This window comes from Croceibacter sp., assembly GCF_002716225.1.
Taxonomy (GTDB): Bacteria; Bacteroidota; Bacteroidia; order Flavobacteriales; family Flavobacteriaceae; genus Croceibacter; species Croceibacter atlanticus.
Map to the genome: position 1 here is coordinate 108,419 of NZ_PAZX01000013.1, position 20,267 is coordinate 128,685.

23 protein-coding genes are annotated in these 20,267 nt (G+C 33.3%); 13 read left to right on the forward strand and 10 right to left on the reverse strand.

The window, feature by feature from the left end; translation table 11 throughout:
* The first annotated feature begins 87 nt into the window (after window positions 1–87).
* The 4 genes from CL818_RS10270 to CL818_RS10285 all read left to right on the forward strand — a co-directional run bounded on the left by CL818_RS10270 (window position 88) and on the right by CL818_RS10285 (window position 2,511).
* Window positions 88–735 (forward strand): alpha/beta hydrolase, encoded by a 648-nt coding sequence (locus tag CL818_RS10270; protein ID WP_286972939.1) that lies wholly within the window; start codon window positions 88–90, stop codon window positions 733–735.
* 93 nt (window positions 736–828) lie between these two features.
* Window positions 829–1,479 (forward strand): SIR2 family NAD-dependent protein deacylase, encoded by a 651-nt coding sequence (locus CL818_RS10275; RefSeq protein ID WP_272973721.1) that lies wholly within the window; start codon window positions 829–831, stop codon window positions 1,477–1,479.
* Between the two features lie 58 nt (window positions 1,480–1,537).
* Window positions 1,538–2,299, forward strand: a complete 762-nt coding sequence (gene trpA / locus CL818_RS10280) for a tryptophan synthase subunit alpha (protein ID WP_272973682.1) — start codon at window positions 1,538–1,540, stop codon at window positions 2,297–2,299.
* A gap of 83 nt (window positions 2,300–2,382) precedes the next feature.
* Complete coding sequence (locus CL818_RS10285; protein WP_013187349.1) at window positions 2,383–2,511, forward strand: hypothetical protein; 129 nt, start codon at window positions 2,383–2,385, stop codon at window positions 2,509–2,511.
* Between the two features lie 30 nt (window positions 2,512–2,541).
* On the opposite strand, the gene CL818_RS10290 is transcribed toward CL818_RS10285, so the two are convergent.
* The 4 genes from CL818_RS10290 to CL818_RS10305 form a co-directional block, all read right to left on the reverse strand.
* Window positions 2,542–3,210: a uracil-DNA glycosylase family protein gene (locus CL818_RS10290; protein WP_272973720.1), complete on the reverse strand. Its 669-nt coding sequence runs from the start codon at window positions 3,208–3,210 to the stop codon at window positions 2,542–2,544.
* 57 nt (window positions 3,211–3,267) lie between these two features.
* Window positions 3,268–4,032: a peroxide stress protein YaaA gene (gene yaaA / locus CL818_RS10295; RefSeq protein WP_272973681.1), complete on the reverse strand. Its 765-nt coding sequence runs from the start codon at window positions 4,030–4,032 to the stop codon at window positions 3,268–3,270.
* Between the two features lie 140 nt (window positions 4,033–4,172).
* Window positions 4,173–5,243: an RluA family pseudouridine synthase gene (locus CL818_RS10300; protein WP_272973680.1), complete on the reverse strand. Its 1,071-nt coding sequence runs from the start codon at window positions 5,241–5,243 to the stop codon at window positions 4,173–4,175.
* On the reverse strand, window positions 5,227–5,847 hold the full coding sequence (locus tag CL818_RS10305) for a PASTA domain-containing protein (protein ID WP_013187345.1): 621 nt from the start codon (window positions 5,845–5,847) through the stop codon (window positions 5,227–5,229). Before CL818_RS10305 ends, CL818_RS10300 begins: the two co-directional genes overlap by 17 nt.
* Window positions 5,848–5,961: 114 nt before the next feature.
* Here CL818_RS10305 and CL818_RS10310 point away from each other — a divergent pair, with 114 nt between their 5' ends.
* Window positions 5,962–6,936: a D-alanine--D-alanine ligase gene (locus CL818_RS10310; RefSeq protein WP_272973679.1), complete on the forward strand. Its 975-nt coding sequence runs from the start codon at window positions 5,962–5,964 to the stop codon at window positions 6,934–6,936.
* A 55-nt stretch (window positions 6,937–6,991) separates the two neighbouring features.
* Complete coding sequence (coaD, locus tag CL818_RS10315; protein WP_013187343.1) at window positions 6,992–7,447, forward strand: pantetheine-phosphate adenylyltransferase; 456 nt, start codon at window positions 6,992–6,994, stop codon at window positions 7,445–7,447.
* A gap of 2 nt (window positions 7,448–7,449) precedes the next feature.
* Here coaD and CL818_RS10320 read toward each other — a convergent pair whose 3' ends face one another.
* The 4 genes from CL818_RS10320 to CL818_RS10335 all read right to left on the reverse strand — a co-directional run bounded on the left by CL818_RS10320 (window position 7,450) and on the right by CL818_RS10335 (window position 11,561).
* A complete protein-coding gene (locus CL818_RS10320) occupies window positions 7,450–8,616 on the reverse strand; it encodes a tetratricopeptide repeat protein (protein WP_272973678.1) in 1,167 nt (388 codons plus the stop codon).
* Entirely contained in the window at window positions 8,600–10,003 is a 1,404-nt protein-coding gene (locus CL818_RS10325) for a M56 family metallopeptidase (RefSeq protein ID WP_272973677.1), read from the reverse strand. Before CL818_RS10325 ends, CL818_RS10320 begins: the two co-directional genes overlap by 17 nt.
* Window positions 10,000–10,365 carry a BlaI/MecI/CopY family transcriptional regulator gene (locus CL818_RS10330; RefSeq protein WP_013187340.1) on the reverse strand — a complete coding sequence of 122 codons (366 nt, stop codon included), beginning with the start codon at window positions 10,363–10,365 and terminating at the stop codon, window positions 10,000–10,002. Before CL818_RS10330 ends, CL818_RS10325 begins: the two co-directional genes overlap by 4 nt.
* 77 nt (window positions 10,366–10,442) lie before the next feature.
* The gene (locus tag CL818_RS10335) at window positions 10,443–11,561 is read right to left on the reverse strand and encodes a hypothetical protein (RefSeq protein WP_272973675.1); all 1,119 of its coding nucleotides are present in this window, start codon (window positions 11,559–11,561) and stop codon (window positions 10,443–10,445) included.
* A gap of 108 nt (window positions 11,562–11,669) precedes the next feature.
* Here CL818_RS10335 and CL818_RS10340 point away from each other — a divergent pair, with 108 nt between their 5' ends.
* Together CL818_RS10340 and CL818_RS10345 are read left to right on the forward strand one after the other, a co-directional pair.
* Entirely contained in the window at window positions 11,670–13,424 is a 1,755-nt protein-coding gene (locus tag CL818_RS10340; RefSeq protein ID WP_286972945.1) for a M14 family metallopeptidase, read from the forward strand.
* Between the two features lie 101 nt (window positions 13,425–13,525).
* Complete coding sequence (locus tag CL818_RS10345) at window positions 13,526–14,470, forward strand: DUF2167 domain-containing protein (RefSeq protein WP_272973673.1); 945 nt, start codon at window positions 13,526–13,528, stop codon at window positions 14,468–14,470.
* On the opposite strand, the gene CL818_RS10350 is transcribed toward CL818_RS10345, so the two are convergent.
* Window positions 14,467–15,093: an NUDIX hydrolase gene (locus CL818_RS10350; protein ID WP_272973672.1), complete on the reverse strand. Its 627-nt coding sequence runs from the start codon at window positions 15,091–15,093 to the stop codon at window positions 14,467–14,469. The two genes, CL818_RS10345 and CL818_RS10350, sit on opposite strands and share 4 nt — an antisense overlap.
* A 7-nt stretch (window positions 15,094–15,100) precedes the next feature.
* Between CL818_RS10350 and pyrE the strand changes: the two genes are divergently transcribed.
* Together pyrE and CL818_RS10360 are read left to right on the forward strand one after the other, a co-directional pair.
* Window positions 15,101–15,754: an orotate phosphoribosyltransferase gene (gene pyrE, locus CL818_RS10355; protein ID WP_013187335.1), complete on the forward strand. Its 654-nt coding sequence runs from the start codon at window positions 15,101–15,103 to the stop codon at window positions 15,752–15,754.
* Window positions 15,755–15,800: 46 nt separating this feature from the next.
* A complete protein-coding gene (locus tag CL818_RS10360) occupies window positions 15,801–16,190 on the forward strand; it encodes an SRPBCC family protein (protein ID WP_013187334.1) in 390 nt (129 codons plus the stop codon).
* A 63-nt stretch (window positions 16,191–16,253) separates the two neighbouring features.
* On the opposite strand, the gene CL818_RS10365 is transcribed toward CL818_RS10360, so the two are convergent.
* Window positions 16,254–16,982: a biotin--[acetyl-CoA-carboxylase] ligase gene (locus CL818_RS10365; RefSeq protein WP_013187333.1), complete on the reverse strand. Its 729-nt coding sequence runs from the start codon at window positions 16,980–16,982 to the stop codon at window positions 16,254–16,256.
* 92 nt (window positions 16,983–17,074) lie between these two features.
* Here CL818_RS10365 and rsfS point away from each other — a divergent pair, with 92 nt between their 5' ends.
* The 3 genes from rsfS to CL818_RS10380 all read left to right on the forward strand — a co-directional run bounded on the left by rsfS (window position 17,075) and on the right by CL818_RS10380 (window position 20,217).
* Window positions 17,075–17,446 (forward strand): ribosome silencing factor, encoded by a 372-nt coding sequence (rsfS, locus tag CL818_RS10370; RefSeq protein ID WP_013187332.1) that lies wholly within the window; start codon window positions 17,075–17,077, stop codon window positions 17,444–17,446.
* 17 nt (window positions 17,447–17,463) lie between these two features.
* Entirely contained in the window at window positions 17,464–19,539 is a 2,076-nt protein-coding gene (gene ftsH / locus CL818_RS10375; RefSeq protein WP_013187331.1) for an ATP-dependent zinc metalloprotease FtsH, read from the forward strand.
* A 78-nt stretch (window positions 19,540–19,617) separates the two neighbouring features.
* Complete coding sequence (locus CL818_RS10380) at window positions 19,618–20,217, forward strand: LUD domain-containing protein (protein ID WP_219359626.1); 600 nt, start codon at window positions 19,618–19,620, stop codon at window positions 20,215–20,217.
* Window positions 20,218–20,267: the final 50 nt, after the last annotated feature.

Here is a 20,267-nt window from a genome sequence, read left to right on the forward strand (position 1 = left end):
GCAAGTATCAAGAAATTCCTGTATTAGGTCCTCTATTCCAAAAATGGTTTTCTATTATAGTACCAACAAACTAAAACTATTACAATTTTGACAACAGCACCCTTATCATTACACCACATCATAAAACCTTCATCNTTAACCNAAAAAGCACCTGTTATCTTTATGTTTCACGGTTACGGTAGCGATGAAAATGATTTATTTTCATTTGCTACAGAATTAGATGACAAGTATATGATTATCTCTGTGAGAGCACCGCAACCAATGCAACCNTATGGCAATGCGTGGTACACAATTAATTTTGATGCNGCTGGCGGAAAATTNAGTAATGAAGAAGAGGCAATAGAAAGTAGAGATAAGATTTCTAATTTTATAGATGAAGCCCTTAAAGCATACCCAATAGATGAAGATAATGTAACCCTACTAGGTTTTAGTCAAGGTACAATCTTGAGTTATGCTGTAGCACTATCCTACCCAGAAAAAATTAAGCGTGTAGTAGCATTAAGCGGTTATGTAAATGAAGATATTTTAGTTGAAGGTTACCAAGACAANGATTTTTCTAACCTATCATTTTATTGCTCACACGGTTCTGTAGACCAAGTTATTCCTATTGATTGGGCGCGTAAGGCAAAACCTTTTCTAGATCAATTAAATATTAANTATAANTATTCTGAATTTCCAGTTGGTCATGGTGTTGCACCACAAAATTTTTACGAATTCAAAACCTGGTTAGATTAGGCTTTCAATTAAATTTCAGTAATTTTAAGTAAAACTGAAATTTTGAAAACAGAATCTTCTAAAAAAACCATAGTAGTATTAACTGGTGCTGGAATGAGCGCCGAAAGCGGCCTCAAAACCTTTAGAGATGCAGACGGCCTTTGGGAAGGTCATGACGTGATGGAAGTTGCCACACCGCAAGCTTTTGAACGTAATCCAGAGTTAGTATTAGAGTTTTACAACCAACGCAGAAAACAACTTAAAGAGGTATCTCCTAATGAAGGTCATATTGGTCTCGCTAAATTAGAAGAGCATTTTAATGTACATATCATCACTCAAAATGTAGATAATCTTCACGAACGTGCTGGTAGCAGTAATGTAATTCATCTACATGGCGAGCTTAATAAGGTAAGAAGTACTTTTGATGAAGACTTAGTGCTAGACTGGACAACAGATTTAAACCTAGGAGACTTCTGTGAACACAATCACCAACTTAGGCCTCACATAGTTTGGTTTGGTGAAGCCGTACCAATGCTCGATCACGCAGTATCTATTACCGAGCAGGCAGACATACTTATAATTATAGGTACCTCTATGCAGGTGTATCCAGCAGCTAGTCTAATAAATTTTGTGCACGAGGAAACCCCTATTTATTTTATAGATCCTAAGCCAAACGTAACGGCATCTAAACGCTTAACAATTATAGAAGATACAGCATCTAAAGGTGTAAAGAAAGTTACAGATAAATTATTGAGAAAAGACTAACACTTTATTCTATTTAAAGCTCTAACGATTGCTTATTTTTGCAAGACATTAGCAGACTATGAACAGAATACACAAAACATTAGCTGAAGACAAAACCCTTTTGTCTATTTACTTTACAGCAGGTTATCCAAAACTAAACGATACGGTTACAATCATAAAATCACTCGAAGATAGCGGTGTAGATATGATTGAAATCGGTTTACCTTTTAGTGATCCTTTAGCAGATGGACCTACCATACAAGAAAGTTCAACAAAAGCATTACAAAATGGTATGACTACCAAACTTTTGTTTGAGCAATTAAGAGATATAAGATCTCAAGTTTCTATCCCTTTAATTATTATGGGATACTTTAATCCTATGTTGCAATTTGGGTTTGAAGCATTTTGTAAAGAATGTGAAGCAATAGGTATTGATGGCTTAATTGTCCCAGATTTACCATTAGCAGAATATGAAGAACATTATAAAGGGATTTTCGAAAAACACAACCTTTCCAATGTATTCTTAATTACTCCACAAACATCAGATGAGCGTATAAAGCAAATAGATGAGGCTTCAAACGCTTTTATTTATATGGTGAGTTCTGCAAGTGTTACAGGTAGTACAAGCGGATTTGGAGAAGCGCAGCAATCTTATTTTAAAAGAATTAAAGATTTAAATTTAACAAATCCACAAATTGTTGGATTTGGGATTAAAGATGAGCAAACCTTTAAAGATGCTACTGCAAATGCTAAAGGAGCAATTATAGGATCTGCATTTATAAAACATCTTACTAAAAAAGGTGTTGCAAATATTCCTCAATTTGTTAAAACCATAAGATAGTTTAACAAAGTCTTAGAAGTCATAGTTTTACATTCTTCTGTTTAATATTTAAATTTAGATATCAAACAAAAAAATACAGAATTATGGATAAGAAATTTGAAAGGAAGACGGAACAAAAACATCCAACGAATCCTACAGGAAACAGAAATATAGAAACTAATAAAGTTGATATTGATGAAAAAACAATCAAAGATCAACAGAATAAAAAATAATTTAAACGCTTAAGGCATTTAAATTTTCTCTTACAGATTTGTGAAAAACTTTCTGTATTGCAAGACTCGGAAATCAATTGTATTGAATTTCGGGTTTTGTTTTTTTAAATCTTTATACAACTGTATACTACCTACTGCTCTATTTGCAGATCCTGAAGGTGAGGTTAAAGACACGGTTGTAATCATGCGGTTAGAAGACGGCATTTTAAATTGATGTATTCTAGGCACATCATTATTCACTACTTCTAATTTTAACTGATATTCCTTTAAATGTTTTCTGAAAAAATATTCAGGTCCATTTTTACTGTTACCACCAGTAAACAATAGTGTGTGTATACTCTTATGCTTTTCCAGATAAGCTATAAGGTCTCTTAATTTTATATCCCGCATTCCAGCATCTGAAGCATCAACCTTATCCCTAAATGCTGAATCCACAATATCACAAATACCAATATGATGTTTTTTTAATAACGCTTTTCGTTGTGAAATAGCAACTTCTGTGGTTTCGTAATCTAGAGACACCTGAAATACTTGTTCTAAAACTGGCCAAAGTAGACCATCTATACTTCCGTAAGAAAAGGCCACGTCATTTGGTTTTAAAATACCCGTTGTAAAACGTGGTGGCGGCAATGTACCAACTATCAGTTTTGTTGTATGTTTTGGAATAAAAGGCTGGTATGGATGCGTATGATGAAAGATAGTTTCGGGTTTAGGTAGTTCTAAATTTAATAGTCTTTCAAATTAATCTTTTAGCAGCTATCTAATAAAAACTGGTTCTTGTGCTTTCTCTGTATGTTCTTCACTAAAACGATAGCCTTCGTAGTCAAAACCTTTAACGTCTTCAAGTGTTTTACAATCTTTATCGACAATATAACGTACCATACTTCCTCTCGCTTTTTTAGCGAAGAAAGCTATTATCTTAAGTTTTCCATTTTTAAAATCTTTAAAAACCGGTGAAATCACAGGAACTTTTAGAGCCTTGGTATCAACTGCCTTAAAGTATTCTTGACTTGCTAAATTTAAAAATAACTCATCATCTTCAAGCTCGTTATTTAAGTATGTAGTAACAGGTTCTTTCCATACGTCGTAAAGGTCTTTATTTCCTCGTCCTACAGGTAATTTTGTTCCCATTTCTAAGCGGTATGGTTGTATAAGATCTAAAGGTTTTAAAATTCCATACATACCACTCAAGATTCGTAATCTATCATTTACAGCATCTATCTTTTCTTCTTCTATTGTATAAGCATCTAAACCTGTGTAAACATCTCCTGCAAAAGCATACATTGCTGGCCGTGCATTTTTCTTGTCATGAGTTTCAGTAAAGTCTTTATAACGTTGGTAATTAAGGTCAGCAAGCTTATCACTAATGCTCATTAACTTACCTAGTTTAGCTTTAGAAAAAGTCTCTAGTTTTCTATTTATTTGAGCAGCCTGTTCTAAAAATGTGGGTTGTGTACCACGCGTGGTAGGCATTTTGGTTTCAAAATCTAAACTCTTTGCTGGAGAAACTACTATCTTCATAAACAATTCTTTATACTCGTAACATTAATTATAACCATAGTAATGGCGTGGATATATTGTCAAAAATACAACCTAATTAGCGTTGCTAAAAATGCTTGACAACGAATTTATTTATAGAAATATAGAGAAATAGGATGCTATTAGTCCATAGCGTGTGTGGCATAATTACGCCACTTGTCTACACAGTCACTTATATCCTTTGGTATATCAGAATCAAAACTTAACCACTCGCCAGACACTGGATGTTCAAATCCCAAAGTTTTAGCGTGTAGTGCTTGTCGTGGTAACGTTTTAAAGCAATTGTCCACAAACTGTTTGTACTTACTAAAGTGTGTTCCTTTTAAGATTTTATCACCTCCATAACGTTCATCGTTAAAAAGAGTATGACCAATATGTTTTAAATGAACACGAATTTGGTGCGTGCGTCCTGTTTCTAATTTACAAGATAATAATGTTACGTACCCTAAACGCTCTATCACTTTATAATGTGTAACGGCTGGCTTACCTTTTTCATCGGCATCATCTTCTAAAAATACGGTATTCTGTAATCTATTTTTAGGATGTCTTCCAATATGACCTTCTATAGTACCTTGATCATCTTCAACATTTCCCCATACTAAGGCTAAGTATTCTCTAGAGCTTGTCTTATTAAAAAACTGTTTAGACAAATGCGTCATTGCATGTTCTGTTTTAGCTACAACTAATAAACCACTTGTATCTTTATCTATCCTATGTACTAAACCTGGACGGTTACTGCTATTATTTGGTAAGTTATCAAAGTGAAAAACTAATGCATTTATTAAGGTTCCTGAGTAATTACCATGTCCAGGATGAACAACCATACCGGCAGGCTTATTAACTACCAGTACATCGTCATCTTCGTGAACAATGTTTAAAGGTATATCTTCAGGCGTAAGCAACATTTCATAAGGCGGATGCTCAAATAACACCTTAACCTCATCGCCTGCTTTTACTTTGTAGTTTTGTTTTACAACAACATCATTTACATAAATATTACCTTCTTTGGCTGCTTTCTGTATTTTATTACGTGTTGCATTTTCAATGAAATTCATTAAAAATTTATCTACTCGTAACGGTTCCTGTCCTTTGCTAGCTGTAAAGGCATAGTGTTCATACAAGTCATCATCATTATCTTCTGATGAGTTTGAGGTATCAAACCCTTTAGGGCTAAGTTTACTGTTCTGTGTCATTGGTGTCTTGTGTTCCGTCATTATCATCATCATTATCCAGATTACCATTATATCTTCCAGAACCATCTCCTAAAATTAAATCAATCTTAGACGTTTTCATAAGCATATCACCTGGTTCTATACGTTTGCCTTTATGGCGTAACTCTAGCACAGCATCTTTAGCAATATCTGGTTTAAAAGTAACATCTCCTATCTCAAAACCTAAAGAACGTAATGTAGGTTCTACTTGTCTACGCGTACGTCTTATAAGGTTAGGAATTTCAATAGTTCCATAACCAGACGGATTTAAAGTAAGGTATATTTTCCTATTTTCTTTTACAAACTTACCTGCAGCAGGTACTTGCTCTATCACAGAATATTTAGGGAAGTCTGGATTGTAATTAGCAGAGTCTAATATTTCTCTTCTAAGGTCTAATTCTTCCAATTGAGTATCAACCTGATCTAATGCCATTCTAGAAAGATCTGGAACCTCGATACGCTGGTCGTGATTGGTAGATATATCTAAATACCATAATGCGATATAACAGATTACAAAAACTGCTACAATTGCTAAGACAACTTGAATTAAGAATGTCTTACTAAAAATAAATTTTACAATGCTCATTTGTGAAGGTTAAGACGCAAAGATATAAAATAGCTTGCGTTTTGTTAGTAGCGTATTTCGAGTTACTTTTGAAATTGTTAAGCAAATAACGTTTCCTTTCTAATTTTATTGAAAATGAAAACAATTGTGGCCATCGCAATGGGCGGATATTCAAGTGAATTTCAAATTTCACTTAACAGCGGAAATGTTGTTTACAAACACATTGACCTAGAAAAATACACGCCTTACCGAGTACATATACTAAAAGAAGAATGGCTAGCTTTTGATAATGAAAATCATAGCTATGTTATAAATAAAAATGATTTTTCTTTTATAAAGCAAGGCAAGACAATAAGGTTTGATGTTGTTTTTAATACAATACACGGCACACCAGGCGAAGATGGTAAACTACAAGCCTATTTGGAGCTGTTAAACATACCCCAAACTGCTTGCGATTTTTATAGTGCTGCACTCACTTTTAATAAAAGGGATACTATTAGCGTTCTTAAACCTTATGGCATTAAAACCGCTACAAATGTGTTTATAAATAAAGGAGACACTGTAAATGTAAATCAGATTATCTCTAAAGTTGGCTTACCGTGTTTTGTGAAAGCAAATAAAGCTGGTAGCAGTTTTGGGATTAGTAAGGTTTATAATGCTGAAGAATTTCCAAAGGCATTAGATGTAGCATTTAAAGAAGACGATGAAGTTTTGGTTGAAAGTTTTCTAGATGGCACAGAAGTTTCTGTAGGTGTAATTACCTACAACACTACTATAACCGCTTTACCAATTACTGAAATTGTGTCTGAGAATGATTTCTTTGATTACGAGGCAAAATACAACGGGCAATCTCAAGAAATAACACCTGCCAGAATCTCTGATGCCCAACGTGATGAAGTACAACAAATAGCAATTAAAATTTACAAGACCTTAAAGTTAAAAGGACTTACAAGAGCAGAATTTATCTTTCATAATAATGAGCCTCATTTTCTTGAAGTAAATACTTGTCCTGGCTTAAGTGAAGCTAGCATTATACCACAACAAGCTGCAGAAGCTGGCATTTCATTAAAAGATTTATTTAGTAATGTGATAGCTGCTGCAATGCACTAGTCTATTTTTAATTAAGTATCTTTATCTCACTAACAATTCCTAAGACTCCAACCTTATGAAACGTGCTATTTTTCCTGGTTCTTTTGATCCCATTACATTAGGGCATTACGATATTATTGAACGTGGTCTCACACTTTTTGATGAAGTATTTTTGGCTATAGGTGTAAACGCCGATAAGAAATATATGTTTTCTCTTGAAGAGCGTAAGAATTTTTTAGAGGAAACCTTTAAAGATGAGCCTAAGATAAAAGTAGTAACCTACAAAGGTCTTACTGTTGATTTTGCGAAGAAAAACGATTGCCAATTTATACTGCGTGGTTTACGTAATCCTGGAGATTTTGAATTTGAGAAAGCTATAGCGCATACTAATAGAAAGTTGGCAGAAATAGAAACTGTGTTTTTACTAACCTCTTCCGGCAAGAGCTATATCTCATCTTCAATTGTTAGAGATGTAATTAGAAACAATGGTGATTATACGGGTTTAGTTCCAAAGGCAGTTCGTGTAAAGTAATTCTAGTTATCTTTTTCTGTTGCATTAAAATGCTGTTCTTTCTTTAAATCACTCATTCTTCGTTTCACCAGAATGCTTAAATTAGTTTCTGTACCAAATTTATCAATATAACGCTGGTACATATTTAATACAGCGTTTTTATCTTCATAATAATTATCTGCAGCCACTGCTAATTGATAGTGAGCCATTTTATTCTCAGAATTTTCTTCAATAGCAATTTTTAAAAACTTTATAGCTTCAGCATAGTTTTGTTGCTCAACATAGGTCATTGCAAAATTTAAATAATAATCATCTAAAGGTTGATCTAAAATAAGTAACGCTAAATTTATATGCTTTTGAGCTTCATCTATTTTACCCTCAAAAAAATAAGCGCGTCCTAACCAATAGTGCCAAGAGCCATTTTGGTTGTCGTACGTATTTAATAACTCTTTATAAACACTAATCAATTTATTGTATTGATAGGTTTTTGAGTAGCATACCGCTAAGTTTTTATAGAGTTGTTCTGTATGCTCTCCTAAAGCTTGCAACTCATTATAATGCACTATCGCGTCGTGATAGTTCTCTTGGTGAAAATATTGAAGTGCCTGTAAGTTTAAAAATCTAACATCATCTGGATTGTTAGATAAGTACGACGTAATTAAAGGTTCTGCTTTATTAAACTTTCGTTTAACAACATAAAATTTTGCTAATCTATATTTAGCATTTGTATGCGTGCTATCTATTTTTAATGTCTGCTCAAAATATTGTGTTGCAGAAGAATCTTTCTGAGAATCTTTAGATATTCCTAATTGATAAGGTATATTGGGATTGTCTTTATTAGCATCATATATACTTAATAGTAAGCTGTCTGCAGTTTTAAAGTCATTTTTAGATATTAATAGCTTTGCATAAGCTAAAATAGCAGTTGTTGATTTTGGATTATCTTTTATAAAACTCTTGTAATAATTTAAAGCAGAATTAGTTTGACCTAAAGCTTCATAGGCATTTGCTATTTTAAGTAATCGGTTGTTTTTATAGCTAGAGCTGTTATAAGCTTTTATAGCATTTGTGTAACTGCCAATAGCATAAAGGCTGTCTGCAATAGCTAAAGCCCGATCTTGAGATTGGGCTTTAGTTATTATGCAAATACTTATTAGTATATATGTTATTAGCTTATTCTGCAATTTCAAAAACTATAGGTAAAGAGTATAAAACATTTACAGCCTTACCGCTTTGCAAACCAGGAGACATCTTAGGTAGCTTAGAAATAACACGCGTTGCTTCTTCAGATAATTCTGGATGAGGTGCTCTAGCCTTAATATCTGTTGCTTCTCCTGTTTTATCTATTTTAAATGCAACATAAATTTTCTGTGTACCACTTAACCCTAAACGTTTTGCCAGTTTTACATCAAAATTTTCCTGTACAAACAAAGAAACTTTGTTAGACATACAAGTTTTTAACTCAGTATTTGTACCTGTACATCCTTGAAATGTAGGCACACGCTCAACTATTGAAAAAGGTACATCCGTTGTAGCTAAGCCATCTGTTTCAACAACCTCTATAACTTCTACATTACCATTTTTAAGGTAGGTATCCTCCTTATTTGTTATTGCTTTTAGATTAGTTAAAAGCACTTGCTCTTCTTTTGTGAGTGAGCCTTTATCTTCTAAAGACATTTCTAACTCTACAATTTTGTTTTCAACAGATGTATCATCTTGCACTACAGAGTTGTCGCTTTGACAAGAGGTGTAAAATAAGATTCCGCATACTAATGGAATTGTTAAAAGGTACTTTAGTTTAAACATCGATTTTGATCTGTTTTTGTGTAACATAATGATTCGTTTTTTGATTAAAGATTGATTGAAAAATGTATTTGTGAATGATAAGTTCTGTGTTTGAAAGACCTCTGTAAGTAAGTCTTGATAATAATTAGAATTGGTTTGTTGTGCCGCTACTTTAGTATCTGCTATATACTCGTGTAATACGCGCAATTGTTTTTGAAATAGGTATACTAGTGGATTAAACCATAACACAATTCTCAAAATTTCGAATAGAAAAAGATCTATGGAATGTTTTTCTTTAACGTGAACCAACTCGTGATCTAAGATGCTTTTACGCTTAGGCTCAGAAATATCCTTACCAATATAAATAGTATTGAAAAATGAAAATGCCAAGGTGGACTGCGGAATTATATAGATTTTACATTGCTCTAGTTTTTCTTGAGTTGCCTTTTCTTTCAACTTATAAAGCTGAATTAACTTTATACACATTAACAATAATGCAATACCAGATCCAACTAACCACAAAACCATAGGTAATGACCATACAGATGATTCTGTTTGTTGTACTGTTGAAACATCTCCTATAAAAACAGTTGGTAATTGCTGGAAGAATGGTGTTGTTATTTCTGTCTTAAATACATCTAACGAAATAAAGGGAAGTACCAAACTTAAGATTGGTGTTACCAATAGGTATATTCTGTTTGCATTAAAGAAGGTTTCATTCTTTAAAAACAACTCATACACTGCTAAAAACAGTACTTGAAACACCAGTATTTCTATAATTGTCTGTATCATGAGTTTTCGTTTTTGTTCATTTGGTTTAAGACATCTTCTAATTCAGAAATACTAATATCATTTTCCTTCATAAAAAAAGACACCATACTTTTAAATGAGCCTTGAAAATAGCCATCAACAAACTTATTTAGGGTTTTATGGCTATAGTCTTCCTTTTTTACTTTTGGAAAATAAATATGGCCTCTGCCCTCTTTCCTGTAATCAACAAATTCTTTGTTTTCTAAAATCCTAACAATTGTCGATATGGTATTATAGGCAGGTTTTGGCTCTGGCAACTTCTCTATAATAGAGGCTACATTAGCTTCTTCCAAATCCCAAAGGATTTGCATTACGTCTTCTTCTGCTTTGGTAAGTGTCTTCAAAATTTGAATAAATTCGTTACTGAATATTCAAATATAACTAAATATTTAGTTTAAACTAATTTTTTAGTTAAAAGATTTTATTTTGAAGCTATTGGCTGGATTTTAAGTAAATAGAATAATAAGAATGGCACAGAAAATAAAAAGTAAGAAATATCTATCCAACTGCGCTCTGTATAAGCTTCTGTAAAACCGTAAATATTTACTAGGTTAATAGCATAAAGTAAAATAATGCTAAACAATGTTAAACCACTATAAAAATACAAGTCGTCTTGGGTTTTTGAGAAGAGTGAAAGTACAAATGCAATTACAAAAAATGCTATAATATATGATGTAGGCACAAACAATGTAGAGTGAAATATAAATGGGTTTGCCTCAAAAAACACTGTACCATATATTGCTATTATAATTAAAAAAACAGAAGCAAATGCAGTTGCAGAAAGTACTGTAAATTTAAATAACTGTAAAAATGTTACTTGCTTTTTCACTAATGGAAACATGAAGAATAATATGTAAACAACTGCAAAATTCCCTCTCGTTGCTAATAATAGTCCTAATACTACTGCAAGAGGCCAACTCTTCTTTAAGTTCTTAATATCTGAGTGCTGTAACCAATATAAAGCAATCATAATTAGCACTGTGTTTGTAATTATATTACTTCTTACTGTAAGTTCCCAAACCATAAAAACAGAGGTCATTACATATAACAATATACCTTTACGTGTTTTTAAATCGTTATACCTATATACTAATAGATAAAGTATAGATAAATAGCCAAGACTACTAAAAATACTTAACTCGCCCAACCACCAAAAAGGCAAGGATAGTATAAAGTACATTGGCATAGATCCTGGCGGATTTCCCATATGAGAACTTGCCAAATAAGGGTACTTACCATCAAAATAAAAAGACCAAAATGAATCTATAACACTCCATCTGTCTACATTTAAAGTATCTAGTGGAATTTTTAGATAAGCTATTACAACTAAAGCTATTATACCTAAACCTGATATTATAACAGCACTATTAAACAATTTCTTAGGTATATTAATTTTACTCAAATAAAGAAAACCAAAGAGTTGTATTACAACTAAAATAGCCGTTACAATCCAAGCATTATCAAACTCCCTAGAAAGATATTTATAACTAAAAATGGCATTTATAAATAAAAGCATCAAGATAGAAAGCGCCTTCTTCATAAGTTAAGAATAGAATTAATAAGACTAAACTACGTTTTTGAAATGAAATGCGTCTGCTATCGTCACTTTTTTATATAATCAATATCTTTAGCGTTTAAAATTACAATTATGATCTTACGCTTTTCACTTCTAATGTTGTGCATCTTTAGTTTGAGCAGTTGCGACTTTTCAAAATACAAACTATCTACAGAATTTGATTTTGAAACACGATTTGAAAATTCTAACGGAACTGAAACCGCTACTTATGAAGAGGTTATTACGTATTATCAAAATTTAGCAGAATCTCATCAAGCTATTGCCATTTATGAAATGGATGACACAGATTCTGGTGAACCTCTACATATTGTTACCTACAATGCCAATCGCACATTTGAGTCTGAGTTTAATGATGGTGAAAAACAAAATATAATCTTAATTAATAATGGTATTCATCCAGGAGAAAGTGACGGTATAGATGCCTCTATGATGTTATTAAGGGACTTTGCCGAAAACAGAATTAAAGCTCCAGAAAATACTATAGTCGCAGTAATACCAGTTTATAATATTGGTGGTGCGTTAAATAGAAACAGTACAACAAGAACCAACCAAAACGGTCCTAAAGAATACGGGTTTAGAGGTAACGCAAGAAACTATGACTTAAACAGAGATTTTATAAAGTCTGACACAAAAAATGCAAAGGCATTTGCGAAAATTTACCACACTTTACAGCCAGATGTATTTATTGACAATCATGTGAGCAACGGCGCAGACTACCAATATACTTTAACACATTTATTTACACAGCATAATAAATTAGGCGGCAGTTTGGGTAATTATTTACACAACAGTTTTATGCCAAAATTAGAAGATCAATTAGAAAAGAAGAATTGGCCTATTACTCCTTACGTAAATGTATTTAATCAAGTTCCTGAAACTGGGTTTTCTCAATTTATGGATCATCCAAGATATTCTACAGGGTACACTACTTTATTCAATTCATTGGGAATGATGGTTGAAACGCATATGCTTAAACCTTATAAGCAACGTGTGGAAGGTACTTATGAGTTTATGCGAACCATAATCGATATGCTTGAAGAAGATGGTGAAACAATTAAAAAATTAAGACAAGAAAATGAAGACTATTATAGAGGTTTAACCGAATATCCTCTAGAGTATAAAACAGACAGCACGTCTAAATCTTCATTAAATTTTAAAGGGTATGAGGCAGAACGTATTAAAAGTAAGGTTACAGGATTACAACGTTTAAAGTATGATCGCGACAAACCGTTTACAAAAGAAGTATCTTATTACAATAACATTACACCAACACGTACTGTATCTGTTCCTAAATCTTATATTATACCACAAGGTTGGCAAGAGGTCATCTCGCTACTACGTTTAAATAAAATTAAGCTAGAAAGATTCGATAAAGATACAACGCTAACAGTAACAGCTTACCGAATAGATGATTATAAAACACGTAATAGTGCTTATGAAGGTCATTACCTACATTCAAATACAAAAGTAACTGGTACTGAAAACCAAATTACATTTAGGAAAGGTGATTATAAAATTGATACCGACCAGCCAGGAATTAGGTATGTATTAGAAACCTTAGAACCATCTGCTATCGATTCGTTTTTTAATTGGAATTTCTTTGATAGTATACTTCAACAAAAAGAAGGGTTTTCACCTTATGTTTTTGAAGAGGTAGCTGAAAAACTATTAAAAGATAACCCAAAACTTAAAGAAGAATTTGAAGCCAAAAAAGCATCAGATAAATCATTTAGAGGTAATTGGTATTTGCAGTTAGATTGGTTACACAAACAATCCCCAAATTACGAAAGTGCTCATTTACAGTATCCTGTTTACAGATTAGAATAAATACTACAACAATCCTTTAAATTTTCACAAAAAATAATCTTGTAGAAAATTAAGGGTTTCAATTTGATATATATTTATAACCTAACTTACCATATATCAACATGAAACATTTTTTACTCTCTATTGCATTAATTGCATTTTCCTACGTTGCCATTGCACAGGATGATGTGGAAACACTTACCGAAACTACAATTTTAGACGACACAGAAGTTGAGTCTGATGAACTATCAGATGAAGAATACGAAATTCTTGTAGACAGTATTCACGCATCATTTAACTATGAATACGGATCAATTTCATTAAATGAAGACCTAGCCACATTACAAGTACCTAGTGGTTATAAATTTTTAAATGCAGAGCAATCTAAATACGTTTTAGAAGACCTGTGGGGAAATATGCCTGAAGAAACTTTAGGCTTACTTTTCCCAGAAGATATAGATCCACTTTCAGACAACTTTACATACGCCGTAGAAATTACCTATACAGAAGATGGCTTTATTGAAGATGAAGATGCAGAAGATATAGATTATGATGAGCTTTTAGAAACCATGCAAGAAGAGTCTGAAGCTATGAATGAAGAACGTAAAAAATTAGGCTATGATGGTATTGAACTTATTGGTTGGGCACAACCACCATATTATGACAATACTACCAAAAAATTACATTGGGCTAAAGAACTTCATTTTGAAAATTATGAAACTAACACATTAAACTATAACATTAGAGTTTTAGGCAGAAAAGGGTTTCTAACTATGAATGTTATTGGAGAGATGAATGTTTTACCTATGGTTCAAAATGATTTAGATCCTATACTAAGTAGTGTAGAGTTTAATGAAGGAAACAGATATTCAGATTTTAATCCAGACATAGATACTGTTGCCGCTTACGGTATTGGTGGATTAATTGCTGGTAAAATTTTAGCTAAAGCTGGCTTTTTTGCATTAATACTAAAATTCTGGAAAGTTATAGCCATTGGTGTAGTTGGCGCGTTCGGAATCTTTAAGAAAAAGATTTTCGGTAGCAAGTCAGACTCTACAGAAGCTTAAATACCAACACGGTCATTAGGATGCATTGTAAGATACTCTTTAGGGAACAATAGCTTTATGTTTTCATATGAGCCTTGCAATGCTTTCTGAGACTTTGCAAAGTTTTTCCACTTTACCTTTTCTATACCTTCACTGGGCTGTGGTGTAAGTTCGCCAGTATAAGAGGTGTGCATCTCATACCACCAAGTCTCTTTAAGCTTTAACTTGCCATTACGTTTAAAAACGTGATACGTCTTAGTAATAAGTTTGGTAATCTTTAGGTCTTCTACGCCAGTTTCTTCCCAAACTTCCCTAATAGCGCACTCTTCGATTGTTTCGTTTTTCTCGATCTTACCTTTAGGAAGATCCCACTTATCATTTCGATAAATAAATAAAATTTCTTGATTGTCATTATAAACCAGTCCACCTCCAGCAACAACTACAGGTAGTTTTCGCTTTAAATGCTTAAAGAGTTTCTCCTCTTTTTTATGGTAAAGGTTAACGTAGGTAAGTTTTCCTTTCTTTATTTTTTTAATAATTTTCTTAAGCCTAGCAATCTTTATGGGAATATTGGTATACTCCTTGCCTATTTGCTTTTCAGTAGAAAGCATTATTGGCACATCATTCACAAAAACTTTATACATTTGCAGTATGATTTTAGATAAAGAAACCGCCAAGAAAACGGCTGAGTTATTGTTGCAAATAAACGCAATAAAATTGAAACCACAAGAACCGTTTACTTGGGCTAGCGGATGGAAATCCCCTATTTACTGCGATAACCGCATTGTATTGTCATTCCCAACAATTCGAAATTTTATTCGTGAGCATATGGCTCGACAAGTAGAAGAGCTTTATGGCAAGCCAGATGTTATTGCTGGTGTAGCTACTGGTGCTATTGGTATTGGTATGCTTGTGGCAGATTATTTAAACCTGCCATTTATATATATTCGTCCAGAAGCTAAAAAACACGGTCGCCAAAACAAAATTGAAGGCCAGCTAGAAGAAGGACAAACAGTGGTGGTTATAGAAGACCTTATTAGCACAGGTATGAGTAGTCTTAAAGCTGTAGATGCATTGCATGAGGCAAACGCAAATGTAAAAGGAATGCTTGCCATTTTTTCTTACGGTTTCGATGTTTCAAAAGAAAACTTTAAATCTGCCAATGTAGAGCTACATACACTTAGTGATTATGAACATTTAATTGAGCAAGCAAGCCAAACAAATTACATTTACCAAGATCAGGCAGAAACACTTCAAAATTGGAGAAAAGATCCATCTAACTGGGCACCAACAGTGTCAAAATAAATTACCGCACTTTAATAGCATTTAACCTACACTAAGACCTACAATTATGACTTTAGAATCACCAAAAACACATACTCAAAAATCTCAAGAAGAACTATTTAATTTTTTGAGCAACGTAGACAATTATAAAAGCATTATGCCAGAATCTCTTGAAAACTTCAAGAAGATAGACGATGAAAGCTTCCTCTTTCAATTAAAAGGAATGCCAGAAATTATGCTTGTAATTAAGGAAACAACACCTCACAACCAAGTTGTACTTGGTGCTAAAAGTGACAAACTTCCATTTACATTAACTGCAGATATTGAAGAGGCTCAAGAAGGCAGCGACGTACAGTTACAATTTAACGGTGAGTTTAATGCTATGATGGGTATGATGATAAAAGGACCTATTAAGAAATTTATAGCTACACTTAGCGAAAATATGGGAAAACTATAGTTTCAAAATAAATACATAACTTAAATAACGCCAACCTCATTATTAAAGGGTTGGCGTTTTATTTTAAAATAAAAGCTTCACCTCTTTAAGATCAAAGAGTTTAAGAGCATCATCTGTCTCTACTTTTAAAAGACCACTATCTGTAACGCCTTTAATTACACCATTAAATTTAAAGCCCTCTAAATCTTCAAACACAGAAATTACACCTTTCCTAAATAAAGCTTCTTCATAATTTCTTTTTGTTACTTTAAATGGTAAGGTGTTTAAATACTCAGTCAATTTATCTAACTCATGGAGAATTGTCTGTAAGACTTCATCTAAATTAAATGCTGTGTTGCTACATAGTTTTAATGAACTTGCTTTAGGCAGGCCTTCAAAACTAGTTTGATTTACATTTAAACCTACTCCAATCACACTATGTTTTAAATGTGTTCCTGTTATTGAGTTTTCAATTAAAATACCTCCTATTTTTTTGGAGTCTGACATAATGTCGTTGGGCCATTTTAAAGAAAGCTTCGGGACATTTAATACCTGTAAGCTTTTTAATAAGCCTAATGACAATTGCATATTTAACTGATATTGATTTTCAAGCGGAATTAAAATATCTGGCAATAACACACTAAATGTTAGATTTTGAAAGGGTTCTGTAAGCCAGACATTTCCTTTTTGTCCTCTTCCAGCAGTTTGTTGTTCTGCAATTACACAAACAGATTCTTTAAATGATTGTTCTCTATGAAGCTCCTTTAAAAAAGAGTTTGTTGAAGCTGTTTGACTGACACGTATGATGCGCATTGTTAAATTAAGATTAAAGGCACGTTTATTGTACGGCTAACTACTGAAAAATAAGCATAAAAAGAATAACTTTGTCGAAAGAAAATAATTTAATGGCGAAAAAAGAAATAAAGACAGACGAACTGATTTCATATATTGTTGAAGGTATTGAAAATGTAAAGGGGCAAGATATAGATATTTTGGACCTAAGAGAGATAGAAAACACCGTTTGCGATTATTTTGTCATTTGCAATGGTACATCCAACACACAGGTCAACGCATTAGTTGGCTCTATCCAAAAAACCGTAAGCAAGGCAATTAAAGATAAGCCTTGGCACGTAGAAGGCAGTGAAAACGGTGAATGGGTTCTTATAGACTATGTGAACGTTGTTGTTCACGTATTCCAAAAACATATAAGAGAATACTACGATATAGAAGGACTTTGGGGAGATGCCAAAGTTACATCTATTGAAACTGCCTATTAATTTTTTGATCCTACAACATGGCTAAAGAGCAACCTAATAAAGCAAAACCTGCTGGAAAAAACTCGCAGGAACCTAAAAAACCTAAGTTTAGTCCTTACTGGATTTACGCAGGTATCATATTAATATTTCTAGGCATACAATTCTTTGCTGGTGGTGGTTTTAACGAACCATCTAAAACAAATCCTGCAGAGTTTGAAACCTATCTTGAAAATGGAGATGTAAAGCGTGTGGTTATTGTTAACCGCAAAATGGCTCAAGTGTTTTTAACAGATGAAGCTAAAGCTAAAGACACTCATAAAAAGACAGAAGATTCTAAATTCTTACCAGCTGCTGGTACTCCAGACTACACTTTTGAGTTTGGTGACCTGCAGAATTTTGAGAACATGATTTCCGATGCTAAGAAAAACAACAGTATTTCTACTGTGGTAACTTATAAAACAGAAAGCAATGTTTGGGGAGACATCCTACTCACATTATTACCTTTTGTTTTAATTATCGGTATTTGGATTTTCATTATGCGCCGTATGAGTGGTGCTGGTGGTGGCGGTGGTCCAGGCGGCCAAATCTTTAATATAGGAAAATCTAAAGCAAAACTATTTGACCAAAATACAGATGTAAAAGTTTCTTTTAAAGACGTTGCTGGGTTAGAAGGTGCTAAAGAAGAAGTACAAGAAATTGTAGATTTTCTTAAGAATCCAGATAAGTATACTAACCTTGGTGGTAAAATACCTAAAGGAGCCTTATTGGTAGGACAACCAGGAACAGGTAAAACATTATTAGCAAAAGCTGTTGCAGGTGAAGCTAAAGTTCCGTTCTTCTCCTTAAGTGGATCAGACTTTGTAGAAATGTTTGTTGGTGTTGGTGCATCTCGTGTTAGAGATTTATTTAAACAAGCCAAAGACAAATCTCCAGCTATTATCTTTATTGATGAGATAGATGCTATTGGTCGTGCTCGTGGAAAAAACAATATGTCAGGTTCAAATGATGAACGTGAAAATACACTAAACCAGTTATTAACTGAGATGGATGGTTTTGGCACCAATACAAACGTTATTGTTTTAGCTGCTACAAACCGTGCAGATGTTTTAGATAAGGCATTAATGCGTGCAGGTCGATTTGACCGTCAAATTTATGTAGACTTACCAGATGTAAGAGAGCGTAAAGAAATCTTTGAAGTACACTTACGCCCGCTTAAAAAAGTAGCAGAAGAACTAGATGTAGATTTTCTTGCTAAGCAAACACCAGGTTTCTCTGGAGCAGATATTGCTAATGTTTGTAATGAAGCTGCCTTAATTGCTGCTCGTAAAGGAAATAAAGCTGTCGGAAAACAAGATTTCCTAGATGCTGTAGATAGAATTGTTGGTGGTTTAGAGAAGAAAAATAAAATTATAACTAAAGACGAAAAGAAAGCAATTGCTTTTCACGAGGCTGGACACGCAACTGTAAGTTGGATGTTAGAGCACGCTGCGCCTTTAGTAAAGGTTACTATTGTTCCTAGAGGACAATCTTTAGGTGCCGCTTGGTATTTACCAGAAGAGCGCTTAATTGTAAGGCCAGACCAAATGCTAGACGAAATGTGTGCTACAATGGGTGGTCGTGCTGCAGAGAAAGTAATCTTCAATAAGATTTCTACTGGTGCTTTAAGTGATCTTGAAAAGGTTACTAAGCAAGCACGTGCTATGGTTACCATTTATGGTCTGAGTGAAAAAGTAGGTAACATTACCTATTATGATTCTTCAGGACAAAATGAATACAACTTTAGTAAGCCATACAGTGAAAAGACTTCTGAGCTAATAGATAAAGAAATCTCTGAAATTGTTGAAAAACAATATGAGCGTGCAATAGATCTTTTAAGTCAACATAAAGATAAGCTTACAGAGCTTGCTGAAATACTTCTTGAAAAGGAAGTAATCTTTAAAGATGATCTTGAAAAAATCTTTGGAAAACGTCCTTTCGAAAAAAGTGAAGCAGTACAATTAAAAGGTACCGTTTCTTATGAAAAAGATAATGACGCAGAAGAAGATCTTGTAAGCCAAGAGGTTCCTACGCCTACACAAGCTGAGGATGAATCTGGTGAAGACAAAGCTCTTTAATCCATACTTGAAGAATAGATTCATATTAACTACCTTTGATTTTAAGGTGTTTAATTACCACGTAAATTTTCAAGTTTAATGGGCATTTTTGATGTATTCAAAAAAGGAAAATCTCAAGACAAAGGCGAACAACCTAAGCCTGAAGGCAAATATATGCCTCAGTCTAAGCTACCTGTAGATGAACGCTTCATGAAATACTTCATAGAGAATGGCGGTAAATTTATTTATTGCGAAAATCAAGATGAAGTATTAGATGCTTTTGATAACATACTCTTAGAAAATGATTGGTATGAAAGTGAAGTTTGCTGCCTTAGTAATCATTTCACGCAGAAGTTTGATGGCTTTAATTTAGAGTTCAATACAAATGAAAGTTCTAAATTTTACCTTGGCGGTTGTGAGTATCTTATTGCAAATAATGGTGCTTTACTTGTTACAAGTAATCAAATTAAAGAGAAAAAACTTTCAGAATTACCTTCAAATTTTGTGATCTTAGCGGGTACTAGTCAGCTAGTTGAAGATATTAGTGAAGGTTTACGCCGCATAAAATCTAAAAGCAAAACAGGAATTCCATCTAACATAACTACCATAAAACACTTTGGAGAATCTAAAAGTGATGACTTTATGGCTTATGGAAGTACAACAAAAAACCTATATTTGCTGCTTCTTGAAGATCTTTAAACAACTTATTCCATTTGCTCCTTTTACTAGAACTAATCTTGCACTTGGCT

Bases quoted from the DNA above. Each gene is read 5' to 3' on its own strand.
- CL818_RS10360 (WP_013187334.1), top strand. From the start codon at position 15,801: ATGACTTTAGAATCACCAAAAACACATACTCAAAAATCTCAAGAAGAA.
- CL818_RS10305 (WP_013187345.1), bottom strand. From the start codon at position 5,847: ATGAGCATTGTAAAATTTATTTTTAGTAAGACATTCTTAATTCAAGTT.
- CL818_RS10350 (WP_272973672.1), bottom strand. From the start codon at position 15,093: ATGTATAAAGTTTTTGTGAATGATGTGCCAATAATGCTTTCTACTGAA.
- CL818_RS10275 (WP_272973721.1), top strand. From the start codon at position 829: ATGAGCGCCGAAAGCGGCCTCAAAACCTTTAGAGATGCAGACGGCCTT.
- pyrE (WP_013187335.1), top strand. From the start codon at position 15,101: ATGATTTTAGATAAAGAAACCGCCAAGAAAACGGCTGAGTTATTGTTG.
- CL818_RS10380 (WP_219359626.1), top strand. From the start codon at position 19,618: ATGGGCATTTTTGATGTATTCAAAAAAGGAAAATCTCAAGACAAAGGC.
- yaaA (WP_272973681.1), bottom strand. From the start codon at position 4,032: ATGAAGATAGTAGTTTCTCCAGCAAAGAGTTTAGATTTTGAAACCAAA.
- CL818_RS10335 (WP_272973675.1), bottom strand. From the start codon at position 11,561: ATGAAGAAGGCGCTTTCTATCTTGATGCTTTTATTTATAAATGCCATT.
- CL818_RS10340 (WP_286972945.1), top strand. From the start codon at position 11,670: ATGATCTTACGCTTTTCACTTCTAATGTTGTGCATCTTTAGTTTGAGC.
- rsfS (WP_013187332.1), top strand. From the start codon at position 17,075: ATGGCGAAAAAAGAAATAAAGACAGACGAACTGATTTCATATATTGTT.
- CL818_RS10310 (WP_272973679.1), top strand. From the start codon at position 5,962: ATGAAAACAATTGTGGCCATCGCAATGGGCGGATATTCAAGTGAATTT.
- trpA (WP_272973682.1), top strand. From the start codon at position 1,538: ATGAACAGAATACACAAAACATTAGCTGAAGACAAAACCCTTTTGTCT.
- CL818_RS10300 (WP_272973680.1), bottom strand. From the start codon at position 5,243: ATGACACAGAACAGTAAACTTAGCCCTAAAGGGTTTGATACCTCAAAC.
- CL818_RS10365 (WP_013187333.1), bottom strand. From the start codon at position 16,982: ATGCGCATCATACGTGTCAGTCAAACAGCTTCAACAAACTCTTTTTTA.
- CL818_RS10345 (WP_272973673.1), top strand. From the start codon at position 13,526: ATGAAACATTTTTTACTCTCTATTGCATTAATTGCATTTTCCTACGTT.
- ftsH (WP_013187331.1), top strand. From the start codon at position 17,464: ATGGCTAAAGAGCAACCTAATAAAGCAAAACCTGCTGGAAAAAACTCG.
- CL818_RS10285 (WP_013187349.1), top strand. From the start codon at position 2,383: ATGGATAAGAAATTTGAAAGGAAGACGGAACAAAAACATCCAACGAAT.
- coaD (WP_013187343.1), top strand. From the start codon at position 6,992: ATGAAACGTGCTATTTTTCCTGGTTCTTTTGATCCCATTACATTAGGG.
- CL818_RS10325 (WP_272973677.1), bottom strand. From the start codon at position 10,003: ATGATACAGACAATTATAGAAATACTGGTGTTTCAAGTACTGTTTTTA.